Origin of the sequence: Leifsonia sp. NPDC077715 (genome assembly GCF_040686855.1) — a bacterium.
Lineage (GTDB): Bacteria > Actinomycetota > Actinomycetes > Actinomycetales > Microbacteriaceae > Leifsonia.
Map to the genome: position 1 here is coordinate 843131 of NZ_JBFBOG010000003.1, position 13277 is coordinate 856407.

A 13277-nucleotide genomic window follows, 5' to 3' on the forward strand; every position below is an offset into this window, starting at 1 on the left:
AGGACCGATTGGAGTGGATGTGAAACGCATCGGGTTCCTCAGCTTCGGGCACTACCAGCCCATCCCCGGCTCCGTGTCGCGCACCGCGGCGGACGCCCTCACGCAGACCATCGAGCTGGCGGTCGCCGCGGAGGAGCTGGGCGCCGACGGCGCGTTCGTCCGCGTCCACCACTTCGCCCCGCAGCTGGCGTCGCCGTTCCCGCTGCTCGCGGCGATCGGCGCGCGCACGAAGAGCATCGACATCGGCACGGCCGTGATCGACATGCGCTACGAGAACCCGCTTTACATGGCGGAGGACGCTGCGGCCGCCGACCTCATCAGCGGCGGGAGGCTGCAGCTCGGCGTGAGCCGCGGGTCACCCGAGACGGCGCTGCGCGGGTCGGAGTCCTTCGGCTACATCCCCGCCGAGGGCGAGACGGATGCGGACATGGCCCGCCGGCACACGGAGCTGTTCCGCGCCGCGATCGCCGGCGCGGGCGTCGCCGAGGCGAACCCGGCGATGACCGGCGGCCAGCGCGGCGCGCTGGCGATCGAGCCGCTGTCCCCCGGCCTGCCCGACCGGATCTGGTGGGGCGCGGGCACGCGCGCGACCGCCGTCTGGGCGGCCGAGCAGGGCATGAACCTAATGAGCTCGACCCTGCTGACCGAAGACACCGGCGTCCCCTTCTCCGACCTCCAGTACGAGCAGCTGCAGCAGTACCGCGAGGCGTGGAAGGCGGCCGGCTGGGAGCGCGAGCCGCGCGTGTCGGTGAGCCGCAGCATCCTGCCGATCACCACCGACCTCGACCGCCGCTACTTCGGCGCCTCCGCCCTCGCCGACCGCCACGACCAGGTCGGTCACCTCGACGGCGGCCTCGCCCGGTTCGGCAAGAGCTACGTCGGCGAGCCGGAGCGGATCGTCGAGGAGCTGCGCGAGGACGCCGCGGTCGCGGACGCGGACACGCTGCTGGTGACCGTGCCCAACCAGCTTGGCGTCGAATACAACGCGCACCTGCTGGAGACGATCGTGACGCAGATCGCGCCGGCGCTCGGCTGGCGGGACTGAACCCCGGTTCGGGCTTTTGTACCCCGAACGCGGCATAGACGACGCCCAGGAAATTGGGATGATTGGTGTACTGCGCACCCGAAGCTGCAGTACTGCAATGGATCTGCTTCCGAAGGGTGTGCCATGGATGGCCGTCGTCTCCGCTCCGTGTTCGTCTCCACAGCGCTCGCCGTCGCTCTCGGCGGGTCGCTCCTCGCAGCCGCGCCGGCGGCGGCCGTGACCGGCCGCGTCGACAGCGCCACCACCGCATCCTCTGCGATCACCGGGATGTGGGCGTGGGGCAACCCGATCGACCCCGCTGTGGACGCGCGCGGCGAGGGAATGCCGCAGTTCGAGCCGCAGGCGCTGGCGGAGTTCGCAGCGGCGCACCAGCTGCGGACGGTGTACCTGTCGGTGCCGTGGGCGGCCGACGAGGGCTCCTTCTCGGCCTGGCTGACGGATGCGGTGTCGGCGCTGCACGCCGCCGGCGTGACGAAGGTGGCCGCGCTCGGCGGCGACCCGGCGTGGGCGGACGACCCGTCACTCGCGGCGCAGTGGACGACCGCGGCACTGCGCGCCGCTCCGTTCGACGCCGTGCAGTTCGACGTGGAGCCCTGGGTGGTGTCCTCCGACAGCGAGCTGCCCGCGGTCGTCGCCAAGCTCCAGGCCATGTACGACGCCGCCCGCGTCGCCGCCGGATCGGTCCCGATCGGTGCCGACCTGCCGTGGTGGCTGGCCGCCAAGCCGCAGCCGGGAGGCGGCACGGCGTTCGACGCGCTGCTCCCCCACCTGAAGTCGGTCGCGATCGTGGCGTTCAGCGACCACGCGGCCGGGACGGACGGCATCGTCGCCTACGCGAAGCCGGCCGCGACCGCCGCTGCCGCGAAGCGCATCCCCTTCTCGATCGGCGTCGAGACGGACACGCCGGAGGTCGCCGGTGGACCGGCCGCCACGTTCGGCGACGACAGCGCGGCCCTGCTGGAGTCCGAGACGGCGAAGGTGCGCACAGCGCTCGCATCCCTGCGCGGCTACAGCGGCGTGACCGTCGAACACCTGCGCAGCTGGCAGACGCTCCTCGCCCGCTGATCCGGGCACCGAAGTGCAGCTAGTTGCGGTCGACACGCCGTGCCACTGCGCAACGGCCTGCACTTCACGGGGGCGGGTCAGGCGGCGTCGGCGGCGGCCTCCAGCGCGGCGATGTCGAGCTTCCGCATCCGGAGCATGGCCTGGTTGGCGCGGGCGGCGCGCTCCGGGTCGGGGTCGGACTGCAGCTCGAGCAGCCGTCGCGGGACGATCTGCCAGCTGACGCCCCACGGGTCCTTCAGCCAGCCGCACATGCTCTCCTCGCCGCCGTCCGCGGTCAGCGCCTCCCACAGCCGGTCGACCTCCGCCTGGTCGTCGCACAGCACCGACAGCGAGAAAGCCTCGGTGAATCCGCCGGCGGGTCCGGTGTTCATCGCCTGGTACTCGACCCCGTCGAGCGTGAAGCGCAGGACGACCAGGCCGTCCAGCGTTCCGCCGCCGAACCGACGGACCTCCAGGATCTCGGAGTTCGGGATGAGCGACGTGTACAGCTGCGCCGCCTCCTCCACCCCCTTCTCGAACCACAGGTACGTGCTGACCTTCTGCATGAGACTCCCCCTCTTCACACCGTCGTGGATGCGGCCCATGGTAGCCGCGCGGGGTAGCGTTGCCCCGTGTCGATCGCATACTCCAGTTACATCGCCATCGGGGACAGCTTCACGGAGGGCGTCGGCGACGACCTCCCGGACGGGCGGGTGCGCGGCTGGGCCGACTTCGTCGCGCTCGGGATGGCCGCGGCGTCGCCCGAGCCGTTCCGGTACGCGAACCTCGCCGTGCGCGGCCGCAAGCTCGGGCCGATCGTGGCGGAGCAGGTGGAGCCGGCGATCGCGCAGCATCCCGACCTGGTCAGCCTCAACGGCGGCGGCAACGACATCATGCGTCCCCGGGTCTCCATCGAAGGCGTGGCGAAGACGCTGGTGGATGCGGCCGACCGCGTGGTCGCGTCCGGCAGCCACATGCTGCTCCTCAGCGGTGCGAACCCGAGCGCGCACCTCCCGCTGGGCGGCCTGATCCGGCGCCGCGGTGAGGAGTTGGCGGTGGCCGTGCGGGAGATGCTGCCGCGCGAGGGCATCACCTTCGTGGACAACTGGGCCGACGAAGGCCTGGAGGACATCCGCTACTGGTCCGCCGACCGCCTCCACCTCGGGCCGCTCGGCCACGCGCGGGTGGCGAGCAACGTGCTGACCGCGTTCGGCATCCCGGTGCCCGCGGAGTGGGGAGTCGAGGAGGTCGCCGCCGCGCCGCCCGGGGAGCGCACCCGTCGCACCGCCGAGTACTACCGCCGCTACGTGCTGCCCTGGATCGGGCGGCGGCTCACCGGCCGGTCATCCGGCGACAACCGCGCCGCGAAGATCGCCGACCTGACCGTCGTCGACCCAACGTCGGCGCAACCGCTCTAGCGATCCAAGGGACGCAACACGCCGTTATGGCGAGAGCGTGACGGCGTGTTGCGACCCATGGATGCGGTCACGAGGCGCGCGACGGCGGTGGGATGCTCGACGTGCGCGAAGTGGCCCGTGCCGGGGAGCACCACGGTGCGCCATCCGGGGATGAGCGCCGCCAGGCGGGCGTCGTCGCGGGCCGGGACGAACACGTCGTGGTCGCCGCGGATCGCGAGCACCGGGCACTGAATGCGCGCCCACCGCTCCCCCGCCGGGTAGGCCCGCGCCGCGGCGACGGCTCGGGCGAACGCGGCGGGGCGCAGATCGCGCGCCAGCTCGTGCGCGACACCCGGCACGCGCACGCGGAAGAGCGGAGACACCAGTACGCGGAGAACTCCCCACCGGTCGAGCGTCCGCACCAGCGCGGGCCCGCCGCGGCCCAGCGACGCCAGCACCCGCATCCCGGCGAGCAGGAGGACGAGCGGCGCGTACCGAAGCAGCATCCCGCGACCGCTGAGCCGGTCGGCACGGGCGCCGAACACCGTCGCCGAGACGACGACCACGCTCTCGATCGCCGCTGGCTCCCGCACCGCCAGCTCCAGTGCCACGAACCCGCCCAGCGAGTGCCCCACCACCCGCCACCGCCGGTACCGGAGCGCGCGGGTGACCTCCGCGACCGCGTCCGCGAGCACGGCGGCGTCCAGCGCCGACGGGTCGGCGGGCGACGCGCCCCACCCCGGCAGGTCCGGCACCACCAGGTCCGGCACCGGGCCGCCGCGATCCGCCTCCAGCGCCGCGATGAGCGGCCGCCAGGTCGTCCACGACCCTGCTGCGCCATGCAGCAGGATGGTCGCGACCGAGTCCTCCGGCGGGAGTTCACCCGCCGTTCGGCGCACGGCCACCGCCCCGGCATCCGTCTGCACGATCGTCTCTTCCACGCCTGTTGTTCGGAGCGGACCGGCCGTAGGATGCGCGACAAGCCGCCCACGAACGACGTACCCGCCTGCCCGGGTGGCCGGACCGGAGGAGCACGATGACCGACACGACCGAGACCCGCGGACACGACCTCAGCGAGGAAACGCTCGACCGGCTCGACGCCTGGTGGCGCGCCGCCAACTACCTCTCCGTCGGCCAGATCTACCTGCTCGACAACCCGCTGCTGCGCCGGCCGCTCAGCCGCGACGACATCAAGCCGCGCCTGCTCGGCCACTGGGGCACCACCCCCGGCCTCAACTTCATCTATGCGCACCTCAACCGCGCCATCCAGGAGCGCGACCTGAACACGCTCTTCGTCGCCGGCCCCGGACACGGCGGCCCGGGCGTCGTCGCGAGCGCCTACCTCGACGGCACCTACAGCGAGCTCTACAACACGGTCGACCAGAGCGAGGACGGCCTCCGGCGCCTGTTCCGCCAGTTCTCCTTCCCCGGCGGCATCCCGAGCCACGCGGCACCGCAGACGCCCGGCTCCATCCACGAGGGCGGCGAGCTCGGCTACGCGCTCTCCCACGCCTACGGCGCCGCGTTCGACAACCCCGACCTGCTGGTCGCCGCGGTCGTCGGCGACGGCGAGGCTGAGACCGGGCCGCTCGCGACCGCCTGGCACTCGAACAAGTTCCTCAACCCGGCGCAGGACGGGGTAGTACTGCCGATCCTGCATCTCAACGGCTACAAGATCGCCAATCCGACCGTGCTCGCGCGCATCCCGGAGTCCGAACTCCTCGATCTCATGCGCGGCTACGGCTACGCGCCCTACGTGGTGTCCGGCGGGTTCGACGGCGAGGACCCGCGCGCCGTCCACGAGCGGATGGCCGCGACGCTCGACGAGATCCTGGACCGCATCGCCGAGATCAAGGATGCGGCGAGCGCCGGCACCCTCGACGGACGACCGGCGTGGCCCATGCTGATCCTGCGCACCCCGAAGGGCTGGACGTGTCCGGCGGAGATCGACGGGCACCCGACCGAGAACAACTGGCGTTCGCACCAGGTGCCGCTCGCAAGCGCGCGAGACACGGAGGCGCACACGCGGCTGCTGGAGGACTGGCTGAAGTCGTACCGTCCGGAGGAGCTGTTCGACGAGGAGGGGCGGCCGGTCGAGCTGGTGACGTCGCTGGCGCCCCGCGGCGAGCGCCGGATGAGCGCCAACCCGGTGGCGAACGGCGGTCTGCTGCGGAAGGACCTGCGGTTGCCGGACTTCCGCGACTACGCCGTGGACGTGCCCGCTGCCGGGGACACGGTGGAGGAGGCGACGAAGGTGCTGGGCGAGTGGTTCCGGGATGTGATGGCCGCCAACCCGCACGACTTCCGCCTGTTCGCGCCGGACGAGCTCGCGTCCAACCGCCTGCAGGCCGTGTACGAGGACACGAGCAAGCAGTGGAACGCCGAGTACCTGCCGATCGACTCGGACAACCACCTGGCGCCGACGGGCCGGGCGATGGAGGTGCTGAGCGAGCACCAGTGCCAGGGCTGGCTGGAGGGGTACCTGCTGACCGGGCGGCACGGTGTCTTCACGTCGTATGAGGCGTTCATCCACATCGTGGACTCGATGTTCAACCAGCACGCGAAGTGGCTGAAGTCGGCGGGCGAAGTGTCGTGGCGGCGTCCTGTCGCGTCGCTCAACTACCTCCTCAGTTCCCACGTGTGGCGACAGGACCACAACGGCGCCTCACACCAGGATCCGGGGTTCATCGACCACGTCGTGAACAAGAAGGCGGATGTGGTGCGCGTCTACCTGCCGTTCGACGCGAACACGCTGCTGTCGACGTACGACCACTGCCTCAAGTCGGTGGACTACGTGAACGTGGTCGTCGCGGGCAAGCAGCCGTCGCCGCAGTGGCTGGACATGGAGGACGCGATCGCGCACTGCACGCGCGGCATCGGAATCTTCCCGTGGGCGGGCACCGAGGTGGAGGGCGAGGAGCCCGATGTGGTGCTCGGCTGCGCGGGCGACATCCCGACGCTCGAGACCCTGGCCGCGGCCGACATCCTGCGCCGCCGGCTCCCCGACCTGAAGGTGCGGGTGGTGAACGTGGTGGACCTCATGCGGATGCAGGACGCGCGCGAGCATCCCCACGGGCTGACCGACCGGGAGTACGACGCGCTGTTCACGACCGAGAAGCCGGTCATCTTCGCTTATCACGGCTACCCGTGGCTCATCCACCGTCTGACCTACCGCCGGGCCGGCCACGACAACCTGCACGTGCGCGGGTACAAGGAGGAGGGCACGACGACGACGCCGTTCGACATGGTCATGCTCAACGACCTCGACCGGTACCACCTCGTGATCGACGTCATCGACCGGGTGCCCGGCCTGGCGTCCCGGGAGGCGGGGCTCCGGCAGGAGATGCAGGACGCGCGGCTGCGGGCCCGGCAGTACACGCGGGAGCACGGGGAGGACATCCCCGAGGTCGCCGAGTGGAAGTGGGGCGGCGGCGAGCGGACGACGCGGATCGACACGACGGGCGGGGACAACGACTGAGCCGTCCCACGGCGTCGGTGGCCGACGCTAGGGTCGACGCATGAGCGACATCGTGGTCCGCCCGGCCGACGCCTCCGTGTGGGATGACCTGGAGGTGGTGTTCGGTACGCGCGGCGATCCGTCGGGGTGCTGGTGCCAGTGGTTCAAGGTGCCCGGGTCGCAGTTCCGCGAGCTGTCGCATCCCGAGCGGGCGTCGCGGCTGCATGACCAGGTGGAGGCCGGGACGCCCGGGGTGATCGGCTGGGTGGATGGGGAGCCCGCCGGGTGGGCGGCGGTCGAGCCGTACTCGGCGTACCCGAACCTGCGGCGCTCTCCCATCACCAAGCGGGTGGCGGGGGACCCGGAGGATCCGTGGGCGGTCACCTGTTTCGTGGTGCGGCTCGAGTTCCGCAACCGCGGACTGTCGCGTGCGCTGCTCGACGGCGCTGTGGAGCACGCGCGCTCGCAGGGCGCCGAGGTGGTGGAGGGGTACCCCGTCGACCCGGAGGTGCGGCCGTCGCTGTCGAACGCCGAGCGGTTCCACGGGACCGTGTCCCTCTTCCGCGACGGCGGGTTCGAGATCGTCCGCCGGCCGAGCGCGACGCGCGCGATCATGCGCCGGACCATGTGACGATGACGGTCCCGGCGCGCCGGTAAGCTCGATCGGGTGAGCTCCACCCGTCGCGACCGTCTCGTGGGAGCGGGCACCCAGGTCGCGACGGAGGTCAGCATCAACTTCGGCTCGGCGGTCGCCGGGCTGCTCATCCCGGTGGTCGGATCGATCGTCGTCGTCGCCGCCCGTCAGGTGGTGACCGCGGCGGCCGTGCTGCCGTTCTACCGGCCCAAGCGCGCTGAACTGACCTGGACGCGGCTGTGGCCTGCGTTGGCGCTCGGCGTGGTGCTCGCCGCGATGAACCTCAGCTTCTACGAGGCCGTCGGCCGGCTCGGGCTCGGGATCGCGGCGACCATCGAGTTCCTGGGTCCGTTCGCGCTGGCGCTGGTCGGGTCCCGGCGACTCCTGGATGCGGGATGCGCTGTCGCGGCGGCCGCCGGCGTTTTCCTGCTCACGGCGACGGAGGGCGCGATCGACCCGCGGGGCGTCGTGCTGGCGCTGACCGCAGCTGCGGCGTGGGCGGCGTACATCCTCCTCACCCGTCGCGTCGCGATGCGGCTCCCGGGCTTAGAGGGACTGAGCGTCGCGAGCGTCGTGTCCACGGTGCTCACCGTGCCGCTCGCGCTCATCGTCGTCGACTACTCGAAGCTCGACCTGCGCATCCTGCTCATGCTGCTCGCCCTGGGCGTGCTGTCGTCGGCGGTGCCGTACAGCCTGGACACGTTCATCCTGCGCCGGCTCACCCCGCGCCTCTACGCCGTGATCACGAGCTTCGGTCCGGTCGTTGCGACCATCTTCGGCGTGATCGTGCTCGGCGAGCGGTTCACGGTCGTGCAGCTGATCGGCATCCTCGTCGTGTGTGCGGCGGCGGGCATCACCATCGCGACGCAGCGCGATCAGCCGCGCTCGGAGCTTGAGCAGACGGCCGAAGCGGTGCCGTGACGCGACGGCCCCGGCTCACGACAGGATGTCCTTCGTCGTGAACCGGCCGATCGCCAGTGCGCCGAACACGGCGATGTAGCCGAGCTGCAGGAGCGCGTTCTGGCCGAACGAGTCCCACGAGATCGGGTCGCGCAGGAAGTCGCCGAACCCCAGCCAGTAGTGGCTGAACAGCCACGGGTGCAGCCCCTCCAGCTGCGGGAGCTGGTCGAGCACCTGGGAGATGACGGCGAGCACGGCCGTCGCGGCCATCGCCCCCACCGGGACGTCGGTGAGCGTCGACAGGAACAGACCGATCGCGCACAGCCCGAGCAGCGACACGACGATGTAGAGCGCGATGAGCAGCATCCGGAGGTACGCCTCCCCGAGGCTCACCTGCACGCCGGAGAGCAGCGTCACCGGTCCGATCGGGAACAGCAGCATCCCGATCAGCGCCCCGGCGATGGCGACCACCAGGGCCGCGGTGACACAGAACACCGCACAGCCCGCGTACTTCACGCCCAGCAGGCGAAGGCGGCCCGCCGGGGCGATCACGAGGTAGCGTAGCGTGCCATGGCTCGCTTCGCCCGCGATCGTGTCACCCGCGACCACCCCGATGGTCAGCGGGAGGAACAAGGGCACGCAGACGACCAGGGCGGTGAACGCGACGAACAGGCCGTTGCTGCTGATCTCGCTGAGGAAGGCCGGCCCGCGCGAGCTGCCGCCGGTGATCCGCACGGCGACGGCGATCAGGATGGGGACGGCCGCGAGGGCGCCGAACATCGCGTACGTGCGCCAGCGGCGGAACATGACCGAGATCTCGGAGCCGAGCAGCGCCCATCCCCCGGACGGCCGCTCGCGGCGGGCGGCGACGGAGGCCCGCGCGGCGGGTGGGGCGGCGGTCAGCTCACTGCTCGACATCGAAGCCCTCCCCGGTCAGCTCAACGAACCGCTCCTCGAGGCTGGACGCGCGCACCGCGAACCCGCGGAGCCGCACGCCGTCGCCGACAAGTGCGGCGGCGAGCTGCTCGGCGGGCGGCGCGTCCTCGGGGAGCGCCGCCTCGACTCCCCCGGCGGCGGTCTCGGCCGTCAGCCCGAACCGGGCCAGCACAGACGCGGCGAGTGACGCATCCGGGGTCTCGACGGCCACCCGCGGGCCGGAACCGCGACGCAGGTCGTCCAGCGACCCCTGAGCCACCAAGCGCCCGGCACGCATGATCGCCGCGTGCGTGCAGACCTGCTCGATCTCGGCGAGCAGGTGACTCGAGACGAACACCGTCGTCCCCTCGTCGGCGAGCGAGCGCACCAGCGTCCGCACCTCGCGCGTCCCCTGCGGGTCGAGGCCGTTCGTCGGCTCGTCCAGGACGAGCAGGTCGCGGTCGGTGAGCAGCGCGCCGGCGATCCCGAGCCGCTGCTTCATGCCGAGCGAGTACGCGCGGACGTGCTTGCCCGCCGCGTGCGACAGCCCCACGCGGTCGAGCGCCGCCTCCACCCGCGCGCGGCGCGTCGCCCCGGGCGCGTACCGGTCGGCGGTGTCCCGGCGGATGAGATTGGCCGTGCCCGAGAGGTACGGCGCGAACGCCGGCCCCTCGACCAGCGCGCCCACCCGCGGGAGGACGGTCGCACCGCGTGCGGGCATCGCCTCGCCGAGCACGTCGATCGAACCCGCCGACGGCGAGATCAGCCCGAGCAGCATCCGGATGGTCGTGGTCTTGCCCGAGCCGTTCGGCCCGAGGAAGCCGAACACGGAGCCGCGCGGAACGTGCAGGTCGAGGCCGTCGACGACCGCCCGCGACCGGAAGCGCTTGGTGAGGCCGCTGGTCGCGATCGCCGCGTCGGTCACTGCGCGGGCGCGTTCGCCGCGGCCTGCAGCGCCGAGACCGGCACGGCACCGGCCAGCACCCGGCCGTCGGAGGTGATCAGCACGGAGAGCAGGGAGGCGTTGAGGGCGCGACCGCCGTCGACGGGCTGCGTCAGCTGCGCGAACAACGGATCGTCGGCCACCGACGCCGGAGCGGAGCCGGCGGGCAGGGAGACGATGGTCGACCATCCTTCGCCGGTGACGGTCGGCTTCGGGTGCGTGCCCTTCGCGGCGGCGGCGTCCTCGCGGGTCGGCAGCTTCTGCTCGCTCACGGTCGCGCCCTTCGGCGGCGTGAACGAGAACACCGAGGAGTCCGGCTTGTCGGTCGAAAACGCGGTGAAGCCGGCCTCGAACGACGGGGAGCTCGACCCCTTCGCCGTCACGGCCACCTTCAGCGGGATGCCCGTCTTGCCGTCGACCGCGATCGCAACCGAGCCGACCAGGGTCGCGTCGGTCTTCGGGGTGAGCACGAGGTCGTAGGCGTCGCGGTCGGCCACCTTCACCGGGTCGCCGAGGGTGACCGTCGTGGAGGGGTCGACGGCGTCGAGGAACCGCTGCGCGAGCTGCGACGGCGTCAGCGAGGTCGCGTCCGGCGTCGGAGTGCTCGCCTCGTGCGCCGGGAGCGTCGCGTGGGAGACGTTCTCGCCCTTCGAGTCGTACAGCCACAGGTCGGAGCCGTCGCGGTACGCGTCCCGCTCGGCCAGGCGGTCGAGCACCTGGACGCGGACCTTCGTCGGGCCGTCAACCCACACCTTCGCGGTGTGATCGGCCAGAGCCAGCTCCAGCGCGTTTGCCGCACTCGCGTCCTGCGACCCGCTCGATGTGGACGGAAGGCTCGGCAGCCCCAGGTCGGACGTCTGCTCGACGGTGCCGGAGAACGACCGGGTGTCGCTCGCGGCGACGAGCCGCAGCACATCCGACGGCGACTTCACGGGCAGATCCGTCGCCCCGGCGGCCAGCGGCGTGACGATCACGGCGGCCGCGATCGCGACGGGGACGACGACGGCCGGCGCCCAGCGGATCCAACGGTGTTCCATAGCCCGAGGATACGCGCGGGGAGGACGCTCCGACCCTCCGGATTGCCTGGGGAAACCGGACTTCATCCCCCGGTCGGACGCCATGTCATCCCCTGGTCTGACACGCTCACGACCCACCCCTCGCATCCGAAACGGAGGACTTCGGGCGGTGCCCGGCCCCGGTCTCCTCCGTTCGCACCATCCGCCCGGCGTGTCGCTCGAGATCTCCTCCCTCGCGAACTCGGCCCGCCGGGATGGATGGGCGCGCGGAACGGAGGTGTCTGCATTGGACACACCGTGCGGATGCGGGGAAAGGAGGGCGTGAGGGCCGGGATCGGCAGGAACTCCTCCGTTTCGCGCGAACGGAGGGGGCGGTGGTGCCGGAGACCGGACGCACGAAGGGCCCCGCCGCAGCGGGGCCCTTCGAACCGGTGCTAGAGGACGTCTCCGACCCGGTGCACGCGGATGTCGTTGGTGGTGCCGGGGATCCCGGGAGGGGAACCGGAGATGATGATCACCTTGTCGCCGTCGACGGCGCGGCCGGTCGACTTCAGGGCCTCGTCCACCTGGGCGACCATCTGGTCGGTGTGGGTGACGCGGCCGACGACGAACGACTCGACGCCCCAGAACAGCGACATGCGACGACGCACCGACTCCTCGGGCGTGAACGCCAGGATCGGGATCTTGTTGCGCAGGCGCGCCATGCGGCGGGCCGACTCGCCCGACTCGGTGAAGACGCAGAGGAACTTGGCCTCGACGAAGTCGGCGACCTCCACCGCGGCCAGCGTGATCGCGCCGGACTGGGTGCGGGGCCGGGTGCCGAGCGGCTGGATGCGCTCCAGGCCGTGCTCCTCGGTCGAGGTCACGATGCGGGCCATGGTCTGGACCGTGATCGCCGGGTACTCGCCGACGCTGGTCTCTCCCGAGAGCATGACCGCGTCCGCGCCGTCGAGGACGGCGTTGGCGACGTCGGAGGTCTCGGCGCGGGTCGGGACCGGGCTCGAGATCATCGACTCGAGCATCTGCGTGGCGACGATGACGGGCTTCGCCGCGCGGCGGGCGAGCTCGACGGCGCGCTTCTGCACGATCGGGACCGCCTCGAGCGGCAGCTCCACGCCGAGGTCGCCGCGGGCGACCATGATGGCGTCGAACGCCTCGATGATCTCCTCGAGCGCATCCACGGCCTGCGGCTTCTCGATCTTGGCGACGACGGGGACCTTGCGGCCCTCCTCCGCCATGATCTCGTGCACGCGCTCGATGTCGGCGGCGTTGCGCACGAACGAGAGGGCGATCAGGTCGGCGCCGAGCTTGAGACCCCAGCGGAGGTCGGCCTCGTCCTTCTCGGACAGCGCCGGGACGTTCACGGCCACACCCGGCAGGTTGATGCCCTTGTTGTTCGAGACGGGACCGGCGACGACGACCTCGGTCGTCACGACCGGACCATCGACCGAGACCACGCGGACGCGGACCTTGCCGTCGTCGATGAGGAGGAAGTCGCCCGGCTTGACGTCGTTGGGCAGGCCCTTGAACGTCGTCGAGGAGATCTCCTTGGTGCCGATGATGTCCTCGGTGGTGATCTTGAAGATGTCACCCTCGGCCAGCTCGTAGGGGCCGGCCTCGAACTTGCCGAGACGGATCTTCGGTCCCTGCAGGTCGACCAGGACGGCGACCGGCTTCCCGGCGTCGTCGGCGGCCTTCCGCACGTTGGCGTAGACCCCCTCGTGCACCTCGTAGCTGCCGTGGCTCAGGTTCATCCGGGCCACGTCCACACCCGCGTCGATGATCGCGCGGATGTTGTCGTAGCTGGAGGTCGCCGGCCCGAGGGTCGCGACGATTTTCGCCCTTCTCATGCTTTGTCGTAGCTCCGTGATTCTGCGCCGGGGGCGCGATATGGGGTTCGTGGCGCCCGGCCTGGCGGGCATCGTC

Annotated in this window: 12 protein-coding genes; 6 read left to right on the forward strand and 6 right to left on the reverse strand. The window is 71.6% G+C overall.

What is annotated here, in order from left to right; genetic code table 11:
• Positions 1-13 precede the first annotated feature (13 nt).
• Positions 14-1045 carry an LLM class flavin-dependent oxidoreductase gene (locus tag AB0P25_RS17920; RefSeq protein WP_363809154.1) on the forward strand — a complete coding sequence of 344 codons (1032 nt, stop codon included), beginning with the start codon at positions 14-16 and terminating at the stop codon, positions 1043-1045.
• A 123-nt stretch (positions 1046-1168) separates the two neighbouring features.
• Complete coding sequence (locus AB0P25_RS17925) at positions 1169-2110, forward strand: hypothetical protein (protein ID WP_363809156.1); 942 nt, start codon at positions 1169-1171, stop codon at positions 2108-2110.
• 77 nt (positions 2111-2187) lie between these two features.
• Here the strand turns inward: AB0P25_RS17925 and AB0P25_RS17930 are convergent, their stop codons facing one another.
• Positions 2188-2655 carry a VOC family protein gene (locus AB0P25_RS17930; protein WP_363809157.1) on the reverse strand — a complete coding sequence of 156 codons (468 nt, stop codon included), beginning with the start codon at positions 2653-2655 and terminating at the stop codon, positions 2188-2190.
• 66 nt (positions 2656-2721) lie between these two features.
• Here AB0P25_RS17930 and AB0P25_RS17935 point away from each other — a divergent pair, with 66 nt between their 5' ends.
• On the forward strand, positions 2722-3507 hold the full coding sequence (locus AB0P25_RS17935; RefSeq protein WP_363809158.1) for an SGNH/GDSL hydrolase family protein: 786 nt from the start codon (positions 2722-2724) through the stop codon (positions 3505-3507).
• On the opposite strand, the gene AB0P25_RS17940 is transcribed toward AB0P25_RS17935, so the two are convergent.
• Positions 3504-4427 carry an alpha/beta hydrolase gene (locus tag AB0P25_RS17940; RefSeq protein WP_363809161.1) on the reverse strand — a complete coding sequence of 308 codons (924 nt, stop codon included), beginning with the start codon at positions 4425-4427 and terminating at the stop codon, positions 3504-3506. The two genes, AB0P25_RS17935 and AB0P25_RS17940, sit on opposite strands and share 4 nt — an antisense overlap.
• 95 nt (positions 4428-4522) lie before the next feature.
• Between AB0P25_RS17940 and AB0P25_RS17945 the strand changes: the two genes are divergently transcribed.
• From AB0P25_RS17945 to AB0P25_RS17955, 3 genes are read left to right on the forward strand one after another with little or no spacing between them, the layout of a single operon-like run.
• A complete protein-coding gene (locus AB0P25_RS17945; protein ID WP_363809162.1) occupies positions 4523-6964 on the forward strand; it encodes a phosphoketolase family protein in 2442 nt (813 codons plus the stop codon).
• Between the two features lie 40 nt (positions 6965-7004).
• Positions 7005-7574: a GNAT family N-acetyltransferase gene (locus tag AB0P25_RS17950; RefSeq protein WP_363809164.1), complete on the forward strand. Its 570-nt coding sequence runs from the start codon at positions 7005-7007 to the stop codon at positions 7572-7574.
• A 36-nt stretch (positions 7575-7610) separates the two neighbouring features.
• Positions 7611-8498, forward strand: a complete 888-nt coding sequence (locus AB0P25_RS17955) for an EamA family transporter (RefSeq protein WP_363809167.1) — start codon at positions 7611-7613, stop codon at positions 8496-8498.
• A gap of 15 nt (positions 8499-8513) precedes the next feature.
• Here the strand turns inward: AB0P25_RS17955 and AB0P25_RS17960 are convergent, their stop codons facing one another.
• From AB0P25_RS17960 to pyk, 4 genes are all read right to left on the reverse strand, one after another.
• The gene (locus AB0P25_RS17960; RefSeq protein ID WP_363809168.1) at positions 8514-9395 is read right to left on the reverse strand and encodes an ABC transporter permease; all 882 of its coding nucleotides are present in this window, start codon (positions 9393-9395) and stop codon (positions 8514-8516) included.
• On the reverse strand, positions 9382-10317 hold the full coding sequence (locus AB0P25_RS17965; RefSeq protein ID WP_363809170.1) for an ABC transporter ATP-binding protein: 936 nt from the start codon (positions 10315-10317) through the stop codon (positions 9382-9384). The genes AB0P25_RS17960 and AB0P25_RS17965 overlap by 14 nt, the downstream gene beginning before the upstream one ends.
• Complete coding sequence (locus tag AB0P25_RS17970) at positions 10314-11372, reverse strand: DUF2092 domain-containing protein (RefSeq protein WP_363809171.1); 1059 nt, start codon at positions 11370-11372, stop codon at positions 10314-10316. The genes AB0P25_RS17965 and AB0P25_RS17970 overlap by 4 nt, the downstream gene beginning before the upstream one ends.
• 413 nt (positions 11373-11785) lie before the next feature.
• Entirely contained in the window at positions 11786-13201 is a 1416-nt protein-coding gene (pyk, locus tag AB0P25_RS17975; RefSeq protein WP_363809172.1) for a pyruvate kinase, read from the reverse strand.
• Positions 13202-13277: the final 76 nt, after the last annotated feature.

What these genes read in the sequence shown, in the direction of transcription:
- AB0P25_RS17930 (WP_363809157.1), bottom strand. Translation starts at nt 2,655, where the DNA reads ATGCAGAAGGTCAGCACGTACCTGTGGTTCGAGAAGGGGGTGGAGGAG.
- AB0P25_RS17960 (WP_363809168.1), bottom strand. Translation starts at nt 9,395, where the DNA reads ATGTCGAGCAGTGAGCTGACCGCCGCCCCACCCGCCGCGCGGGCCTCC.
- pyk (WP_363809172.1), bottom strand. Translation starts at nt 13,201, where the DNA reads ATGAGAAGGGCGAAAATCGTCGCGACCCTCGGGCCGGCGACCTCCAGC.
- AB0P25_RS17925 (WP_363809156.1), top strand. Translation starts at nt 1,169, where the DNA reads ATGGATGGCCGTCGTCTCCGCTCCGTGTTCGTCTCCACAGCGCTCGCC.
- AB0P25_RS17970 (WP_363809171.1), bottom strand. Translation starts at nt 11,372, where the DNA reads ATGGAACACCGTTGGATCCGCTGGGCGCCGGCCGTCGTCGTCCCCGTC.
- AB0P25_RS17945 (WP_363809162.1), top strand. Translation starts at nt 4,523, where the DNA reads ATGACCGACACGACCGAGACCCGCGGACACGACCTCAGCGAGGAAACG.
- AB0P25_RS17950 (WP_363809164.1), top strand. Translation starts at nt 7,005, where the DNA reads ATGAGCGACATCGTGGTCCGCCCGGCCGACGCCTCCGTGTGGGATGAC.